General features: G+C 64.1%; 12 protein-coding genes. 4 read left to right on the top strand and 8 right to left on the bottom strand.

All coding sequences use genetic code 11. The features are described 5' to 3' along the window. Positions 1–164 precede the first annotated feature (164 nt). The 4 genes from P0D70_RS04170 to P0D70_RS04155 all read right to left on the bottom strand — a co-directional run bounded on the left by P0D70_RS04170 (position 165) and on the right by P0D70_RS04155 (position 6,006). Positions 165–1,103: a hypothetical protein gene (locus P0D70_RS04170; protein WP_408182881.1), complete on the bottom strand. Its 939-nt coding sequence runs from the start codon at positions 1,101–1,103 to the stop codon at positions 165–167. Positions 1,104–1,236: 133 nt separating this feature from the next. Continuing rightward, positions 1,237–2,832 (bottom strand): methyl-accepting chemotaxis protein, encoded by a 1,596-nt coding sequence (locus P0D70_RS04165; protein WP_408182879.1) that lies wholly within the window; start codon positions 2,830–2,832, stop codon positions 1,237–1,239. Between the two features lie 419 nt (positions 2,833–3,251). Further along, entirely contained in the window at positions 3,252–4,712 is a 1,461-nt protein-coding gene (gabD, locus tag P0D70_RS04160; protein WP_408182877.1) for an NADP-dependent succinate-semialdehyde dehydrogenase, read from the bottom strand. A gap of 10 nt (positions 4,713–4,722) precedes the next feature. Next, positions 4,723–6,006 carry a 4-aminobutyrate--2-oxoglutarate transaminase gene (locus P0D70_RS04155; RefSeq protein ID WP_408182875.1) on the bottom strand — a complete coding sequence of 428 codons (1,284 nt, stop codon included), beginning with the start codon at positions 6,004–6,006 and terminating at the stop codon, positions 4,723–4,725. A gap of 123 nt (positions 6,007–6,129) precedes the next feature. Here P0D70_RS04155 and pdxR point away from each other — a divergent pair, with 123 nt between their 5' ends. Beyond that, complete coding sequence (gene pdxR, locus P0D70_RS04150; protein WP_408182873.1) at positions 6,130–7,635, top strand: MocR-like pyridoxine biosynthesis transcription factor PdxR; 1,506 nt, start codon at positions 6,130–6,132, stop codon at positions 7,633–7,635. Between the two features lie 15 nt (positions 7,636–7,650). On the opposite strand, the gene P0D70_RS04145 is transcribed toward pdxR, so the two are convergent. The 4 genes from P0D70_RS04145 to phnC form a co-directional block, all read right to left on the bottom strand. Beyond that, positions 7,651–8,487, bottom strand: coding sequence for an EamA family transporter (locus P0D70_RS04145; RefSeq protein WP_408182871.1), 837 nt, complete (start codon positions 8,485–8,487; stop codon positions 7,651–7,653). 312 nt (positions 8,488–8,799) lie between these two features. Further along, positions 8,800–9,642 carry a phosphonate ABC transporter, permease protein PhnE gene (gene phnE / locus P0D70_RS04140; protein ID WP_408182869.1) on the bottom strand — a complete coding sequence of 281 codons (843 nt, stop codon included), beginning with the start codon at positions 9,640–9,642 and terminating at the stop codon, positions 8,800–8,802. Beyond that, complete coding sequence (phnD, locus tag P0D70_RS04135; protein WP_408182867.1) at positions 9,639–10,616, bottom strand: phosphonate ABC transporter substrate-binding protein; 978 nt, start codon at positions 10,614–10,616, stop codon at positions 9,639–9,641. The genes phnE and phnD overlap by 4 nt, the downstream gene beginning before the upstream one ends. Positions 10,617–10,657: 41 nt before the next feature. Next, positions 10,658–11,563 carry a phosphonate ABC transporter ATP-binding protein gene (gene phnC, locus P0D70_RS04130; protein WP_408182865.1) on the bottom strand — a complete coding sequence of 302 codons (906 nt, stop codon included), beginning with the start codon at positions 11,561–11,563 and terminating at the stop codon, positions 10,658–10,660. A 291-nt stretch (positions 11,564–11,854) separates the two neighbouring features. Here phnC and P0D70_RS04125 point away from each other — a divergent pair, with 291 nt between their 5' ends. The 3 genes from P0D70_RS04125 to P0D70_RS04115 all read left to right on the top strand — a co-directional run bounded on the left by P0D70_RS04125 (position 11,855) and on the right by P0D70_RS04115 (position 18,684). Beyond that, positions 11,855–12,889, top strand: coding sequence for a M14 family zinc carboxypeptidase (locus tag P0D70_RS04125; protein WP_091807266.1), 1,035 nt, complete (start codon positions 11,855–11,857; stop codon positions 12,887–12,889). After that, a complete protein-coding gene (locus tag P0D70_RS04120) occupies positions 12,886–13,686 on the top strand; it encodes an alpha/beta fold hydrolase (RefSeq protein WP_408182863.1) in 801 nt (266 codons plus the stop codon). Before P0D70_RS04125 ends, P0D70_RS04120 begins: the two co-directional genes overlap by 4 nt. Positions 13,687–13,842: 156 nt before the next feature. Then, on the top strand, positions 13,843–18,684 hold the full coding sequence (locus P0D70_RS04115; protein ID WP_408182859.1) for an NAD-glutamate dehydrogenase: 4,842 nt from the start codon (positions 13,843–13,845) through the stop codon (positions 18,682–18,684). Positions 18,685–18,831 lie beyond the last annotated feature (147 nt).

The raw sequence follows: 18,831 nt of genomic DNA, 5'->3' as shown, positions 1-18,831 counted from the left end.
CGTATGGTACATATAACGACCGGCGGCCCTTGAACCTTTAGCTTTTTTTGGGTCGGGCAGGCATGACGACCCATTCCCCGCGCACGTCGCAACCTGCGGCCGCGATGGGCGGAGTTCGACCGGGGCTGTCCCTCACTGCGGGCGGCAGCGACCTGCCGCGCGACCTACTGCGCGGTCTGCTGACGTTGATACTCGTTGTGCTTCATTTGCAGGTAGTCGGCGCGGCTGACCTCGTGCAATTGCCGCGGATACTGCTCGGTCGCATCGAACCAGTCGGTGAGGCGTTTGTCGAGGCGGGCGTTGGGCGGGCTGGAAAGCGCACCGAGATAGGCGTCGATGGCAAGGTAATAGCGCATGGTATTGCGCTCCACCAGACCGCGCACGCCGCCGATAAATTGCGACTTGCCCGTCGACGGATCGGGCGCGGAAGAAAAACCAACCTTGTCGCTGCCGAGCGTTGCCAGATAGGTTTTCATCGCAATCCGTCCCGCCGTGCCGTAACCGTAGGCGTAGGTCAGATGGATAAAGGTGCGGTTATCGCCCACGGGTATCGCCTCCATCACGATACGGTAGTCTTTCGTGCTCAGCGGCCCCGTGGCGGCGGAGAGTTCCACGCGAAGATAGTCCGGGCTGCTCGCGACCGGGTGATAGTCGAATTGCACGCGGTACGACGAGGAAAGCGATTCCTCGGTTTTCTTGCCGATGTTCACCGCGAGGACCGCGCCGCTCGCGCTCGTCGATGCATGGCAGTATTTGGTGTTCTGGTGCAGGATCAGCACGTCGCACCAGTTGGCCGGCCCCTGAGCCGGGTCGTTGAGCGTAGCGTTGACCGCCTGGAACGGATAGTCGAGCACGCCGTAAATATCGCCCTTGAGTGCCGAGGGCAACTCCTGCGATTCGAGGTACAGCGGTCGCTGGAACGGGTTGTGAGCCAGTTGCTGCGTCAGGCTCCGGTATTTGTCACCCAGGCTCGCCGCGTTGCCGGCGGCTTGCGCGAAGGCGCTCTGGGAAAGGCAGCAGAACACTGCCAGCATCGCGGCCATCAGCCACTGTCGCGCGCTCCGGTTGCCGGCTGGGGATTTGACAAGCCTACCCATGGACATGCTCCTTCTCCTCGCTCAGGTTGCGGGGCGCCGTGCATGGATCGGATCGTGGCGCGCCGGTTGCCTCCGCATTCTTGCAGCCGGCGGCGTGGTTTGTACATCCGTAATCGCGGCTGTCTTGCAACCGGCCGGATTAGACGGATAGTACCGGTGCGCCGCCGCTCGTGCCGGCTTCGGCGTCCACATGGAAGGCGCCGGCCGCGCGTTGCAGGCTCGTTGCCTGCTCCTTCAGCGACTGTGCCGCGGCTGCCGCCTGCTCGACGAGTGCCGCGTTCTGCTGCGTCATGCTGTCCATCTGCGTGACCGCGAGGTTTACCTGGTCGATGCCGGCGCTTTGCTCCGCGGCCGCTGCCGCGATCTCCTGCACGACGCCGGTCACGCGCATGATCGCGTCGCGCGCCTGGTCGATCGTCGAGCCGGTGTTTTCGACCAGGGTCGCGCCGCTGCCGACGCTGTCCACCGCACGACTGATCAGCTGGCGGATTTCCTTTGCCGCGGTCGCGCTGCGCTGCGCGAGGCTGCGCACCTCGCCCGCGACGACCGCGAAACCGCGGCCCTGTTCGCCCGCGCGCGCCGCTTCGACCGCCGCATTCAATGCGAGGATGTTGGTCTGGAACGCAATGCCTTCGATCGTCGCGATGATCTCGACCATGCGGCCCGATTCGTTCGAGATGGCTTTCATTGCCGAGACGGCTTGCCCGATCATGTCGCCGCCGCGGTTGGCGATATCCGCCGCGCTGGCCGCAAGCCCGCTCGCGGTACGCGCGTGGTCCGCAGTCTGGCGGACCATCGCTGCCATCTGTTCCATGCTCGACGCCGTTTCCTGCAACGAGGCCGCCTGGTTCTCGGTGCGTGACGACAGGTCCGCGTTGCCGTTCGCGATCTCGTTCGCGCCGCACGCGACGTTGTCCGAGGCGTGCTTGATCTGCCGGACGGTGCCCGTCAGCGCATCGCGCATTCGCTGCATGACGTGCAGCAGGCTCGACGTGTCGCCGTCGCGTGTGTGGATCGCCACCGTGAGGTCGCCTGATGCGATCGCATCCGCCACGTTCGCCGCGTAGGCCGGTTCGCCGCCGACCGTGCGCACGATGCTGCGGTTCGTGAGCGCGACGAGTGTCACGAGCACCATCGACACCGCCACGAAGATCGCGCCGATCAGCCACAGCGATTGCATGAACGCAGCGTCGATGTCGTCGACATAGGCGCCGGTCGCGATGATCCAGTCCCACGGCGCATAGCGCACCACGTAGCCGATCTTGCCGACCGCCTGCGCGGCCGCCGCGCCAGGATGCGGGAACACATAGTCGACGAAGCCACCTTCCGGCGCCTGCGCGACCGACGCGAACGTCACGTAATGGTGACGGCCGTCGGCATCGGCGCTGTTCGCGAGATCCTTGCCTTCGAGCGCCGGCTTGATCGGATGCATCACCATCCGCGGCGTCGAGTTGATGACGAGAAAGTAGCCGTCTTCGCCATAGCGGATGCCGCGCAGGCGTTCGAGTGCCTGCTTGCGGGCGTCCGCCTCCGGCAGCGCGCCGCTTTGCGCCAGCGCCCCGTATTCCGCCACGATGCTGAGCCCGACGTGCGCGACGTTGGTGAGGTCGTGCTTACGTTCCTCGATGCGCGTCTCGCGCGACTGCCACGCTGCCGACACCGAAACGGCCAGCAGGGCGCCGAGGCTGATGATCAGCGGCAGCCACAGTTTTTGCGTAAAACTGAGCTTGTGCATCGTGAGTCCTCTCGAAAACGAATGGAAATCGCGCACGGTTGCCGGGCGAAGCGGCGCGTGACTGGGCCCGCCGCGTGGTGCCGGTGGACTGGCCTGCGCCCGGGGCGTTCCTTTTCGAGTTATCGGCGGATGTCAGCGGAAGTTTCGTCCTGTGAAACCCTTGGTTGCGGCGGTTTCCCAGGCGCGTGGCAAGTGGCACGCGGTGCCTGCGCGCACGCCATGCGAGCGTTTTCGTGCAGCCCGGCAGGCTGGCAGGTGGCGTGAGTATCGCTGGCCGGACGGCAGCGCTGAATAGAGAGGTGGAGTTCGCGCGCGAACCGAATCGCGCGCGAGGTGTATTTCACGAAGGCTACGCGCAACAGGATTCTGTCGGCGTAGCTTTCGGCGTCAGTCCAATATTCGAGCCTGGGCGGTAAGGCTCAGATCCCACCGACACACATGTACTTGATGACCACGTAATCGTCGATGCCGTAATGCGAACCTTCGCGGCCCAGGCCCGATTGCTTGACGCCGCCGAACGGCGCGACCTCGTTCGAGATAAGGCCCGTGTTGATGCCCACCATGCCGTATTCGAGCGCTTCGGCGACACGCCAGACGCGCCCGATATCGCGGCTATAGAAATACGACGCGAGGCCGAACTCGGTATCGTTGGCGAGGCCGATCACTTCCTCGTCCGACGAGAAGCGGAACAGCGGCGCGAGCGGCCCGAAGGTTTCGTCGCGCGCGACCTTCATGGCCGGCGTGACATCCGCGAGCACCGTCGGCTCGAAGAAGCCGTGGCCGAGCGCATGACGCTTGCCACCGGTCAAGATACGCGCGCCTTTGGCGAGCGCGTCTTCGATATGCGACTCGACCTTGAGCACGGCCGCTTCGTTGATCAGCGGACCTTGCGTGACGCCGTCTTCGGTGCCGCGGCCCACCTTCAGCTGTTCGACGGCGACGCGCAGTTTCTCGGCGAACGCGTCGTAGACCTTGTCGTGCACATAGAAACGGTTCGTGCACACGCAGGTCTGGCCGCTATTGCGATACTTCGACGCAATCGCGCCGGCCACCGCGGCATCCAGATCCGCGTCGTCGAACACGATGAACGGCGCGTTGCCGCCGAGTTCGAGCGACACCTTCTTGACCGTCGGCGCGCACTGCGCCATGAGCAGACGGCCGACCGGCGTCGAGCCGGTGAACGACAGCTTGCGCACGATCGGATTGCCCGTCATTTCCGCGCCAATGGCTTTCGGCTCGCCGGTCACGACGTTGAACACACCGCGCGGCACGCCGGCGCGCTCGGCCAGCACGGCGAGCGCGAGCGCGGAGAGCGGCGTGGCTTCAGCCGGTTTGACGATGATCGGGCAGCCCGCCGCGAGCGCCGGACCGACCTTGCGGGTAATCATCGCGGCCGGGAAGTTCCACGGCGTGATAGCCGCGCAAACGCCGATCGGTTCTTTCGTCACGACGATGCGCTTGTCATTCGCCGGTGTCGGGATCGTGTCGCCGTTCACGCGCTTGCCTTCTTCCGCGAACCATTCCAGGAACGAAGCGGCGTACTGGATTTCGCCCTTGGCTTCGGCGAGCGGCTTGCCTTGTTCCGTGGTGAGGATCGTCGCCAGATCGTCGGCGTTCTCGATCATCAGGTCATGCCATTTGCGCAGGATCACCGCGCGCTGCTTCGCGGTCGTGGCGCGCCATGCGGGCCACGCGGCGTTGGCCGTGTCGATCGCGCGGCGGGTTTCCTCCGTGCCCATGCGCGGCACCGTCGCAATGACTTCGCCCGTGGCGGGGTTCTTCACTTCGAAGGTCGCGCCGTCGTCCGCGCCTTGCCATTCGCCTGCGATGTAGGCGTGCGTTTTCAGCAGCGACGGGTCTTTCAGGGTCAGCGTGGTCATGTGTCGATCCTCAAGCCGCGATGGCGACGCTGTCCTTGATCACGTCGCCGAGAATTGCCATGGCTTCGTCGAAAACCGCGTCCTGAATCGTGAGCGGGAACAGGAAACGCACCACGTTCGAATAGACGCCGCACACCAGCAACAGCAAGCCGCGTTCGAGCGCGCGAGTCTGCACGCGCTTGGTGAACTCCGCATCCGGCTCCGTGCTGCCTGCCTTGCAGAACTCGACGGCGACCATGCCGCCGGGGCCGCGCACGTCGGCGATCTGGGGCACTTCGCTTTGCAGCGCGATCAGCTTGGCCTTGACGCGGTCACCCAGCACCGTGGCGCGCTCGCACAGCTTCTCTTCGTCGATGATATCGAGTACCGCATGCGCGGCGGCAACGGCCAAAGGATTGCCCGCATACGTGCCGCCGAGGCCGCCAGGCGCGGCAGCATCCATCACGTCCGCGCGGCCGATCACGCCCGACAGCGGCATGCCGCCGGCAAGGCTCTTGGCGACCGTCATCAGATCGGGCACCACGTCGTAGTGATGCATGGCGAACAGCTTGCCGGTGCGTGCGAAACCGGTTTGGACTTCGTCGGCGATCAGCAGAATGCCGTGCTCATTGCACAGCTTGCGCAAGGCGCGCACGAATTCGGCCGGCGCCGGATAGAAACCGCCTTCGCCCTGAACCGGTTCGAAAATGATCGCGGCCACGCGCTTCGGATCGATGTCGGCCTTGAACAGGAATTCGATGGCCTTCAGCGAGTCGGCCGTGGTCACGCCGTGCAGCGGATTCGGGAACGGGGCGTGGAACACGTCCGACGGAAACGGGCCAAAGCCGATCTTGTACGGCGCGACCTTGCCGGTCAGCGCCATGCCCATCAACGTGCGGCCGTGGAAACCGCCGGTGAAGGCGATCACGCCCGGGCGGCCGGTCGCGGCGCGGGCGATCTTGATCGCGTTTTCGACGGCTTCGGCGCCGGTCGTGAAGAACGCGGTTTTCTTCGGATGGTCGCCGGGCGCGCGCTCGTTGAGCTTCTCGGCCAGTTCGACATACGAAGCGTACGGCACGATCTGATACGCCGTGTGGGTGAAATGATCGAGCTGATCGCGAATCGCGGCGACGATCTTCGGATGACGGTGGCCCGTGTTGCACACGGCGATACCGGCCGCGAAGTCGATGAAACGGCGGCCCTCGACGTCCCACAATTCCGCGTTTTCAGCGCGCTCGGCGTAGAAATCGCACATCACTCCGACGCCGCGCGGTGTGGCAGCGTCTTTGCGGCTTTTCAGTTCGGCATTCTTCATGGTCATCTCCTTCGCTCCTCGGTTTTGCGGACGCCGCGCGCTCAGCGCAGCACATGCAGCGACTATAATGAGATTTGGCTCTTAACTTCAGAGCCATTTCAATAAAATTATAGGAGCCAATCCATGCGTGCGAGCGTTTTGTCCGACTGGCTGGCCCAGCGCCTGGACCGCGGCAATGGGCAGCCGATCTATCGCCAACTGCATCGGCTGTTGCAGCAGGCGATCCTGTCGCGCGAACTGCCGCCGGGCAGCAAGGTGCCGTCGTCGCGTTTGCTGGCGCAGGAGTTGGGCATCGGGCGCAATACCGTCACGCAGGTGTACGAGCAACTCGTGCTCGAAGGCTATGTGAGTTCGGCGACCGGGCGTGGCACGTTCGTTGCCGACAGCGCTCCGGACGAGATCGTCGGCGTGCCCGATGCCGTGGCGCCCGACGTGCGGCCGGAGCCGCTGCCGCAGCGGGCGAGGCGAGCGCTTTCCACGCGTGGTGCGCGGCTGGTGGCGGGCGCGGGCGTGTCCAAGCGTCAGTGGGGCGCGTTCATGCCTGGCGTGCCGGACGTCACGAAATTTCCCGCGCGGGTGTGGAGCCGCTTGCACAACAAATATTGGCGCCGGCTGCGGCCGGACCTGCTCACGTACGCGCCGGGCGGCGGGCTGGCGTCGCTACGGCACGCGCTGGCCGACTATCTGCGCACCTCGCGCTCGGTGCGCTGTACGCCGGAGCAGATCATCATCACGACCGGGATTCACCAGTCGGTCGACCTCGCCGTGCGCCTGTTGTCCGATCCGGGCGACGTGATCTGGACCGAGGATCCCTGTTATTGGGGCGTGCGTAGCGTGCTCCACGTGTCCGGCCTGCAATCGCGGCCGATCGCCGTCGACGAGGAAGGCATCAATCCTTCCGCCGACGACCTCGCGCAGCCGCCGAAGCTGATGCTCGTCACGCCTTCGCATCAATACCCGCTCGGCATGGTGATGAGTCTCGCGCGGCGCCGCATGCTGCTCGAATATGCGCGGCAGAACCAGTGCTGGATCATCGAGGACGATTACGACAGCGAGTTCCGCTATGGCAGCCGGCCGCTGGCATCGTTGCAAGGGTTGGATACGTCGGGGCAGGTGATCTACGTGGGCAGCTTCGGCAAGACGCTGTTTCCGGGTTTGCGCATTGGCTACCTCGTCGTGCCGGAGGCGCTGGCGGAGAGCTTTGCCACCGCGAGCGCCGAGTTGTATCGCGAGGGGCAGCTGTTGCAGCAGGCGATGCTCGCGGAGTTCATTGCCGAAGGGCATTTCACGTCGCATATCCGCAAGATGCGCACGCTCTACGGACAGCGCCGCCAGACGCTGCTCGACGCCGCCGCGCAGCGTTACGGCGACGCGTTGCCGGCCGTGGGCGGCGACGCCGGCCTGCATCTGGTGATGCAGTTGCCCGAAGGCAGCGACGACCGGCGGGTGGCCGCCGCCGCGCTGGAGCGCAATATCGTCGTGCGGCCTTTGTCGGGGTACTACGCGCAGCCGTCGCTGGCGCCGTCGGGTTTGCTGATCGGCTACGCGTGCGTGCCGGATGAGGAGATCGCGCCGGCGTTCAATACGCTGGCCGATGCGATCGATGCGACGTTGCCGGAGTTTGCGTGAGGGAAGAACTCAAACTCAAACCCTGATCAGCACCGCCCCCAACGTCACTAGCGCGCACGCAACGATACGCCGCGTGGTCAGCTTCTCGCGCATGAACAGCCAGCCGATCAGCACCGCGAAGATCGAGCTCATCTCGCGCAGCGCGGAGACCATCGCGATCGGCAGATAGCGGTAAGCCTCGATGATCAGGCAGTAAGCGCTCAACGCGAGCACGCCCGACGCCATGCCCTTGAACACCACGGCGCGGCCGATGAAAAGCCCTTTCGCGCCGCCGCGCCAATGCCAGGCGAGCAGAAACTGCGGGATATTCCAGATCAGATAGACCCACATGATGTAGCTCAGGCCGTTGCCCGCCACGCGCGCGCCGATTCCGTCGACCACCGAATACGCCGAGATGAACAGGCCGGTCAGGAGCGCGAAGGGCACGCTCTCGCCGGAAAAGCGCATGCCGCGCCGAAACGCCAGCGAGACGATGCCGATCGACACCAGCGCGACGCCGATCGCGGCCAACGGCTTGAGCGCCTCATGGGCGAAGACCAGTGCGCCGACGAACACGAGCATCGGCGAAAGGCCGCGCGCAATCGGATAGATCTGCCCGAAGTCGCCGCTTTTATAGGCGCGAATCAGCGCCAACAGATAACCGAATTCCAGCACGACCGATGCAAAGATGTACGGCCACGCCTGCGGCGCGGGCATGGGCAGTACGACCACGCCGACCGCGCTCACGGCGATATACGGAATCGCCATCATGCCGAGCAGCCAGACGCGATCTTCCGAAAGATGCAGGAACGCGTTCCACGTGGCGTGAAGCAGCGCGGAGAGCAGCACCAGCAAAACGACAAAGGTTTCCATCGAAGACCGGGAAGAGGGGAAGCGAAGGCCCGGGTGCGGGCCGCAAGCCCGTGATTATTCCAGCAGAACGCCGGGATAGAGGAGTGGACGACTCGATTGGAGGGGTTTTATTTGGGGAAATGCGGCGATTTGTGGCGTCAAAGAGACGCCGCCCGGACGGGCTGGCGGCGCCGTACGGAGGTTGAACTGCAAACTGGAACGCGGCGCGACGCCGGGCAAGAAGTCGACGAAGCGCTGCTTCGTCGGACCCTCCCACCGAGCCGTCACGCCGTCACGCCGTCACGCCGGCAACCTCATGAGACTTCTGCCACCTCAGGTCACGCGTTCACGCAGCCACGCGGACGCGAGGTCGATCACCGTCACGACCACGATCACCATGATCATCACCGCGGCGGTTTGCGCATAGTTGAACGAGCGGATCGCCTCGTACAACACCACGCCGATGCCGCCCGCGCCGACCATGCCGACCACCATCGCCGAGCGCACGTTCGATTCGAAGCGATATAACGCGTACGAGATCCACAACGGCAGCACTTGCGGCAACACGCCGTAGATGATTTCGTCGAGGCCAGTTGCTCCGGTCGCGCGCACGCCTTCGGCGGGGCGCGGATCGATGGCCTCGACGGCTTCGGCGAACAGCTTGGCGAGCACGCCCGTAGTGTGCACCCACAGCGCCAGCACGCCGGCAAATGGACCGAGTCCGACCGCCACGATGAACAGCATGGCGAAGACCATTTCATTGATCGCGCGGCACGCGTCCATCATGCGGCGCATGGGCTGCACGACCCACATCGGCGCGATATTGTGGGCGGACAGCAGTCCGCACGGCACCGCGCACACGAGCGACAGGGCGGTGCCCCACACCGCCACCGAGAGCGTCACATACATCTCGTGCAGATAGCTGCGCCATTCGGTGAAGTCGGGCGGAAAGAAGTCTTTGGCGAACTGGCCCATGTTGCCGGAGTCGCTCAGCAGATCCAGCGGGCGCATATCGGCGCCATGCCATGCGCCGCCCAACACCGCGAGCACGGCGATCCAGCCGAGCAGCGACAGCCAGCTGCGTTTGCCCGCAACCGGCGCGGGATGACTCGCCGCCTGCGCGGCGAGCGTTTCGCTCGCACGCGCCGGCGACGTGATCAGATCGACCGTGTTCATTGCTTCGATTGCGAGCTGTTCAGCGCGCTCAGCTTCGCGTCGAGCGCGGCCAATTGGGTCTTGCGATCGTCATCGGAGAGATGCGCGTCGCTCTCGATCTTCTGCTTCTGCTGGAACAGCGCCACCTGGCGGATCGGCACCAGTTGCGCATCCGAGGACGCCGCGAAGCCGCCGTAACCGGTAATCGCCGCCATCACCGCTTTTTCGTGCGGATCGGTCTTCGCGTAGTTCAGGAAGAAGTTGCGCAGCTTGTCCTTGGTGGCTTGCGGCAGATCCTTGCGCCATACCAGCGGGTCCGACGGAATCAGCGGCGATTTCCACAGCACACGCACCTGCGCGAACTTGTCCGGATGCTCTTTCTTCAACGTGTCGAGCATCTCGGTGTTGTTGGTCGCGATGTCGATCTTGTTGTTCACCACGGCCAGCAGATTGGCTTCGTGGCTCGACGGCAGCACGGTCTTGAACGAAGTGTTGACCGGCGTATTGTGTTTGGCGAACAGGTAATAGCCGGGAATCAGCGTGCCCGAGGTGGAGTTCGGGTCGCCGAAGCCGAGCGTGACGTCCTTCGTATTCTTGAACACGTCGTCGAGCGTCTTGAAGCGGCTGTTCACATTCGTGATCAGCACGGAGTAGTAACCTGCGTCACCGTTCGCGTACTGGACCTTCGCGAATACTTCGCCTTGCGAACGGTCCACCGCCTCGATCGCTGACGCATTGCCGAAATAACCGACCTGTACCTTGTTAAAGCGCATGCCTTCGATAATGCCGGCGTAGTCCGTTGCGAAGAACGCTTTGATGTTCAGGCCGGTTTGCTTGTTCATGTCCTGAATCAGCGGCTCCCAGCGTTGTTTCAGCACCGAGGACGAATCGGTCGAAATGATGCCGAGATTGATGTCCTCGGCGTGCGCGGTGGCGGCACCGGCGAAAGCAGCCGCGCCGACGGCCAGCGTGATCAACGAACGCAGGAATTTCATTGTTTGAGACCCGGTTGAGTTAGCAGAGTGGATGGACGCGCTCAGTTCGAGTGCGCCGGATTGAGAGCGAATGCATAGCGGCCCGAAGCGGGCGCGGCGTCCTGAAGCGGTGTGCTGCCGGCGGCGTGGCTAGCCTCGCTATCGTCCGCGCTGGGGGCGGATTCATCGAGCAGTTCGCGGGCGGCCTCGCCGTAAAGCGTCTTGAGCAAGGTTGGCGTGAGCGCGGCGGAAGGGCCGTCGTAGACCACCTTGCCGCGGCGCAGCGCAACCGTGCGCGGGCAATACTGCATCGCGATATCGACCTGATGCAGCGACACCAGCACCGTGAGTCGATGCTCGATGTTCAGCGTGCGCAGCATCTCCATCACGCGGCGCGACGACTCGGGGTCGAGCGACGCGATGGGTTCATCGGCGAGCACGATGCGCGCGCGTTGCACCAAGGCACGGGCGAGCGCCGCGCGCTGCTGCTGGCCGCCGGAGAGATTGGCGGCGCGTTCGCGCGCATGTTCGCCAATGCCGACTTCGTTGAGCGCGGCCATCGACAACGCCCGCTCGGCGCGCGGAAAACGCCCGCTGAGTCGGCGCCACAACGGCAGCCGCGCGAGTGCGCCGATCAGCACGTTGCTTTCCACGGAGAGCCGGTTCACCAGATTGAATTGCTGGAACACGAAGCCGATATCGCGGCGAATGCTGCGCACTTCACGCACAATGCGCCCGTTCTGCTGAATCGGCCGGCCCAGAATAGCGATCTGCGACGGCTGCGCATCCGAAGCCGTGAAGCCCGCGATGTGACGCAGCAGCGTCGATTTGCCCGAGCCCGAGGCGCCGATCAACGCAACCATCTCGCCCGGTTCGACGCGCAGATCGATTTCGTCCAGCGCCTTGCGGCCATTGCTGAACGTCTTGCTCAACCGTTCGATACGGATTGCTTCCCGAATTGCGTCCATAAGTACCCCTTGATGCATCCGGCCGCTGCCGGCCTGTGTGGGGCTCATTCTAGGAAGCGTCTGTGACGGTTGAGTGAAGGCATCGCAACGTCTAGACGACTATATCTTCTCGTGTCTTTTTTACGTCGCCAGAAAGGCAGAACGATGTCATTCGCTCGAGTGAAAAATGTCATGCGTGTGACACGATTCAGCTGTGTTGGCGACGCTTCAGCATGATCGCTCCGCACCAGGCTATATTGCGTCAATCGGTGTGCCGTCCCCAATAACCTTGCAATCCCTTTCGACGTCCTCATGCAGCCCCTGAGCTTCCTTCCCGACAGTTTTGCGGAGTACGAAGATCTCAGGGCGATCCTCGAGCAGGGCAGCGCGAGCTTCGCGATCCGCACAGTCTGCGAAACAACGGTGCGCGGCCGGCAATTTGCCATCCAGACCGCGAGCATTGGGTCCACCGACCCGCAGGCTCCGGCCATCGGCTTTTTTGGCGGCATTCACGGGCTCGAGCGGATCGGCTCGCAACTCGTGCTCGACTATATGCGCGCGCTGCTGGCGCGGCTCGAATGGGACGAACTGCTGGTGCGGCAATTGCAGTCGATTCGTCTGATCTTTATGCCGATCGTCAATCCGGGCGGCATGTGGGCGGCCACGCGTGCGAATCCGAACGGCGTCGATCTGATGCGCAACGCGCCACAGAATGCGGACGAACGCGTGCCGCTGCTGGCGGGCGGCCAGCGCGTGGGCGCGTGGCTGCCGTGGTATCGCGGCCGCATGGGTGCGCCGATGGAACCCGAGGCTGCCGCGCTGCTGCAGGTGGTGGAAACCGAACTGGCCGCGCGGCCGTTGAGCATTGCGCTCGATTGCCACTCGGGCTACGGCTGGAGCGACAGCATCTGGTTTCCGTACGCACGCACGCGCAAGCTGATGCCGCATTTGCCGGAAATGTACGTGTTGAAAACCATGTTCGAACGCGCGCATCCCCATCATGGCTACGCGTTCGAACCGCAGAGCCATCAATATCTGCTGCACGGCGATCTGTGGGACTTCGCCTACGATCGCGCGCCCGCTCCCAATGTCTTCCTGCCGATGACGCTCGAATTGGGCTCGTGGCTCTGGATCAAGAAAAACCCGCGTCAATTGTTTTCGCGTCAGGGCATGTTCAATCCGGTCAAGGCACATCGAACCGCGCGTGTGCTGCGGCGTCACGCGAACCTGCTCGACTTTCTGGCGCGCGCGGCGTTTTCGTCGCAACGCTGGCTGCCGCAAGGCCATCGTCGCGAGCAATTGCTGCAAAGCGCGATCGACCATTGGTATCAACCGGAAAGCCTATGAGCACGTGGATTCTGCTGCGCGGACTCACGCGCGAAATCCGCCACTGGGGCCGCTTGCCCGGCTTGCTGCAGGGCGCCGTCAATGACGTGCCCTGGCAAACGGGCGCGCCTGCCCGGCTGCTGCTGCTCGATCTGCCGGGCAACGGCGAATTCGCGCATTTGCGCGCGCCGTCGACGGTCGCCGAGATGGTCGGCTTCGTGCGAAATGCTGCTTTGCAAAGCGGTTTGCCGGGCCCGTATTGCGTGCTGGCGATGTCGCTCGGCGGCATGGTGGCGACGGACTGGGCGCAGCGGTATCCCTATGAGATCGAACGGCTGGTGCTCATCAATACAAGCATGCGGCCGTTCAGCCAGATGCAGGAGCGGTTGCGTCCTTCTGCGTGGCCGGGCCTGTTGGGCGTGGCCGCGCGCTGGCGCGACGCGCCGCGCGCGGAACACGGTATTCATCGCCTGACGTGCAATAACGTGGAGACGCTGGGCGACGATCTCGACACGTGGAGCCGGATTCGCCGCAGCGCGCCCGTGAGCCGTGGCAATGCGTTGCGGCAACTTTGGGCCGCGACACGTTTTACCGCGGGCACGGCGCGGCCGGAATGCCCTGTGCTGATACTTTCTTCGCGGGCCGACAAACTGGTCGACCCGGTATGCTCGGCGAAGCTCGCGGCAGCGTGGGGCGCTTTGCACTGCGAGCACCCGTGGGCCGGGCACGATCTGCCGCACGACGACCCCGTGTGGACTGGCGAGCAGGTCCGCGCATGGCTCGGCGAAGAGCATGCGGTGCCCAAAGCCGTGCTCTGAGCGGCGCGATCCTACGTTGCGGCGCGGCGAACGTCAGCGGGTATAACCTAAGTGCGGTCATCCTTCGCATCATGGTCGGCAGGTGCATAATTCCCCTTCAGACGATGCATGCGAATCAAGCGATACTCGCCATTGCCTCCAGCCGGGGAGTTGATCATGCAAGCAAAGAACGAAGAAGCTGTCACGCACTTGCTGAACGATGTCGTCGAATTTGCGCGAGGGCGCCTGCCCGAACCCACCTTCAAGGTCGTCGAGCCTTTTCTGCGGCACTACTACGATTTCGTCGACGCCGACGATCTGCAAAGCCGTTCGATCGCCGATCTCTACGGCGCGGCACTCGCGCACTGGCAAACGGCGCAGCGCTTCGTACCCGGCGCCGAGCGCTTGCGCGTCTATAACCCGATTCTCGAACAGCATGGCTGGCACTCCGATCACACGGTGATCGAGATCGTCAATGACGACATGCCGTTTCTGGTTGATTCGGTGTCGATGGCGGTCAACCGGCATGGCCTCGCGCTGCATTCCGTCGTGCATCCGGTGTTTCGTATCTGGCGTGCGCCCGACGGCAGCATCGCGCGGGTGAGCCAGGGCGCTGAAGAAGCCACTGACACGCGTTCGCAGCTGACCTCGTTCATCCACTTCGAAGTGGACCGTTGCGGCGATGCCGCAAAACTCGACGCGCTGCGCGATGACATCGCGAGGGTATTGCGCGACGTGCGGGCGGCGGTGGAAGACTGGCCGAAAATCGTCGAACTCGCGCGCAGCACGATCAAAGGCATGAAAGCCGGTGAGGCGGGCCCGGAAGGTCTGGAAGCGCGCGCGTTTCTCGAATGGATGGTGGCCGATCATTTCACCTTTCTCGGCCAGCGCGATTACGAACTGGTGCAGCACGATATCGGCTACGGTCTGCGCGCGGTGCCGGGCTCGGGCCTGGGCATTCTGCGCGACGCGCTACGGCCCGTCGCCACCGCCGAAGTCACGCCTTTGCCGCCGGCTGCGGTCGAAATCATTTCCGCTACGTCGCCGATCTTTCTCACGAAGGCCAATTCGCGGGCCACTGTGCACCGGCCGGGCTATCTGGACTATGTCGGCATCAAGCTGACCGATGCCAACGGCAAGGTGACCGGCGAGCGGCGTTTCATCGGTCTCTATACGTCCACCGCGTATTTCGTGTCGGCCTCGGAAATTCCGATCGTGCGGCGCAAATGCGCGAATATTGTGCGGCGTGCCGGTTTCCTGGCAAAAGGTCATCTCGCGAAATCGCTCCTCACGGTGCTCGAAACCTATCCGCGCGACGAGCTTTTTCAGGCCGAAGAGGATCAGCTCTACGACATCGCGCTGGGTGTGCTGCGCTTGCAGGAACATCAGCGCACGCGTCTGTTCGTGCGGCGAGACCGTTTTGACCGTTTCGTGTCGTGCCTCGTGTTCGTGCCGCGCGACAAGTACAACACCGATCTGCGCCAGCGTATTGCCAATCTACTGGCCGACGCGTTCAACGGCGAGAGCGTCGAGTTTACGCCGCTGCTTTCGGAGTCGACGCTCGCGCGCATTCACTTCGTCGTGCATGCGAAGCCAGGCGGTATGCCCAATGTCGATACGCGCGAGCTGGAAGCGCGGCTCGTGCAGGTCGCGCGCCGCTGGCAGGACGATCTCGCCGATGCGTTGCTCGACGCTTTCGGCGAAGAGCAGGGCAACCGCTTGCTGCAACACTACGGCGATTCGTTCCCAGCCGGCTATCGCGACGATTATCCGGCCCGCACGGCGGTGCGCGATATCGAATTGATCGAACGCGTGCAAGGCAGCGAGCGGCTCGCCATGAACCTGTACCGCCCAATCGAATCGGGTCCGCGTGCATTCCGCTTCAAGGTGTATCGCGCGGGTCTGCCGATCGCCCTGTCACGCAGTTTGCCGATGCTCGAACACCTCGGCGTACGCGTGGATGAAGAGCGCCCCTATCTGATCGAGGCATTGGGCGCGACGCCGGCGTGGATTCACGACTTCGGCCTCGAACTCGCCGACGACGCGGAATTCGATATCGAACGTGTCAAGGATCTCTTTGAAGAAGCGTTCGAGCAGGTATGGACCGGAGCGATCGAGAGCGACGACTTCAATCGCCTCGTCTTGCGGGCGCAACTGAATGCGCGCGAGGTAACGATACTGCGTGCCTACGCCAAATATCTGCGGCAAGTGGGATCGACCTTCAGCGATGCCTATATCGAACGCGCGGTGACTGGCAATCCGGCCATTGCGCGGATGCTGGTCGAGTTGTTCGTGGCCCGCTTCGACCCGGTGTTGGGCGAAACGCGCGAGGCGCGCGTCGACGGCTGGCTGCACACGATCGACAGCGCGCTCGATCAGGTGCCGAATCTCGACGAAGACCGGATACTGCGGCAGTTTCTCGGCGTGATCAAGGCGACACAGCGCACGAACTACTATCGCTTCGACGCGGACGGTCATCCAAAACCGTATCTGTCCTTCAAGTTCAACCCTGCGCTCGTGCCCGGCTTGCCCGAACCGAAACCGATGTTCGAAATCTGGGTCTACTCGCCGCGCGTTGAAGGCGTGCATTTGCGCGGCGGACGCGTGGCGCGCGGTGGTTTGCGCTGGTCGGACCGGCGCGAGGACTTTCGCACGGAAGTGCTCGGCCTGATGAAGGCGCAGATGGTGAAGAACGTGGTGATCGTGCCGGTGGGTTCCAAAGGCGGCTTCGTGGTGAAGAATCCGCCGCCGCAAACCGAACGCGACGCGTGGATGCGCGAAGGCATCGCGTGCTATCAGACCTTCCTGCGCGGCCTGCTCGATCTGACCGACAACCTCGCGGGCACGGCCGTGGTGCCGCCGCCCGACGTGGTGCGTCACGATCCCGACGATCCCTATCTGGTGGTCGCCGCCGACAAAGGCACGGCCACCTTCTCCGACTACGCGAACGCGATCTCGCAGGAATATGGCTTCTGGCTCGACGACGCGTTCGCATCGGGCGGCTCGGTCGGTTACGACCACAAGAAAATGGCCATCACGGCGCGCGGCGCATGGGAGTCGGTCAAGCGGCACTTCCGCGAAATGAGCGTGGATACCCAGACCATGGACTTCACGGTGGTGGGCGTCGGCGACATGTCGGGCGACGTGTTCGGCAACGGCATGCTGCTGTCGCCGCATATCAAGCTGGTGGCCGCGTTCGATCATCGGCATATCTTTCTCGATCCGAGTCCTGATCCGGCGGTCAGTCTTGCCGAACGGGGGCGATTGTTCATCCTCGATCGTTCGAGTTGGGCCGACTACGATCCTGCGTTGATCTCGGCGGGTGGCGGCGTGTTTCCGCGCAGCGCCAAGACGATTCCGCTCTCGCCGGCCGTGCAGTCGGTGCTCGGCATCAGCGCACCGGCGCTCGCGCCCGCTGAATTGATGCGCGCGATTCTGCAGGCGCCGGTCGATCTGCTGTACAACGGCGGTATCGGCACCTATGTGAAAGCGAGCCGCGAAACGCATCTGCAGGTCGGCGACCGCGCCAACGACGCGATACGCGTCAACGGTGCCGACTTGCGTTGTAAGGTCGTGGCCGAAGGCGGGAATCTCGGTCTGACGCAACTCGGGCGCATCGAATTCGCGCAGCGTGGCGGCCGTATCAATACCGATGCGATCGACAATTCCGCGGGCGTCGACTGCTCGGATCACGAGGTCAACATCAAGATTCTGCTGGGACTGGTCGTGACCGACGGCGAGATGACGGAGAAGCAGCGCAACGCGCTGCTCGCTGAAATGACCGACGAGGTCGGCCTGCTCGTATTGCAGGACAACTACTACCAGACGCAGGCGCTGTCGATCGCCGGCCGTTACGGCGTCGAATTGCTCGACGCGGAAGCGCGCCTGATGCGCTACCTCGAACGGACCGGGCGTCTGAATCGCGTCATCGAGTTTCTGCCGACCGATGAGGAAGTCGCCGAGCGGCAGGCCGCGAAACAGGGGCTCACCACGCCGGAGCGCGCGGTGCTGCTCGCGTACAGCAAGATGTGGCTGTACGACGCGTTGCTCGACTCGTCGATGCCCGAAGACCCGCTCGTCGCCGACATGCTGGTGGAGTATTTTCCGAAGCCGCTGCGGCAGCGCTTTAGCGTGCCGATGCAACGCCACCCGCTGCGCCGCGAAATTCTCGCGACGCATTTGACCAATGCCCTGGTGAATCGGGTGGGCTGCGAATTCGTGCACCGGCTGATGGAAGAAACCGACGCCCAGCCAGGTGACATCGTGCGAGCCTGCATCATGGCGCGCGACGTGTTCGATCTCGACCACGTCTGGCGCAGTATCGACGCGCTCGACAACCGCGTTGCCGACGACGTTCAGGCGCGCATGTTCGTCGAAGTCGCGCGCCTGGTAGAGCGTTCCGCGTTGTGGTTCCTGCGGCAATTGCAGTCGGGCGCGGTCAACGCAGGCGACGTGGCCGGCCTGCTCGCGCGCTGCCGCGACGCAGCGCAACGCCTCGCGCCGCAATGGCCGGCGCTGTTGCCGGGCGCCGACCTCGAAGCGCTCTCCGAACGGCAGCGCGTGTTCGTGGATGCTGGCGTGGATAGTGAACTGGCGGTGCGGATCGCGAGCGGCGAAATCTCCGCCGCGTTGCTCGACATCGCCGAAGTCGCGTCGACCTGCGGGCGCAGCCTCGAACTGGTGGCGGGCGTGTATTTCGCGCTCGGCACGCTGCTCAATTCCAGCTGGATCAGCGAGCGCGCGGCTGCTTTGCCGGTGCCCACGCACTGGGACATGCTGGCGCGCGCGACAGCGCTGGCCGAACTCGCGCGTCTCAAACGCGCGTTGACCACGAGCGCACTAGCCGGTGCCGACGAAGCATCCACACTGGACGCACTCGTCGAAGCATGGCGTGAGAAGCGCATCGCGCAACTGGAGCGCTACGCACGACTGCTGGCGGATCTGCGGGCCACGGGCGGCGCGAGCCTTTCGATGTTGCTGGTGATCGTGCGCGAAATGGCGGCGCTCGAAAGAGTCTGACGCGGCATTCGGCGCGCCAAAGGCGGCGTTCTCGAGTACAGGCAGGGGCACGGTGCAAATCGCACCGGGGTTGGACGCATGGCGCCCGGCATGGCCATAATACGGGCTGTTGCCAACCGAAAGCTCTTTGCAAACTCACGGACGCCC

This window comes from Paraburkholderia sp. RL17-381-BIF-C (genome assembly GCF_046026435.1).
Taxonomy (GTDB): Bacteria; Pseudomonadota; Gammaproteobacteria; order Burkholderiales; family Burkholderiaceae; genus Paraburkholderia.
This window is presented reverse-complemented; position numbering and strand designations above follow the sequence as displayed.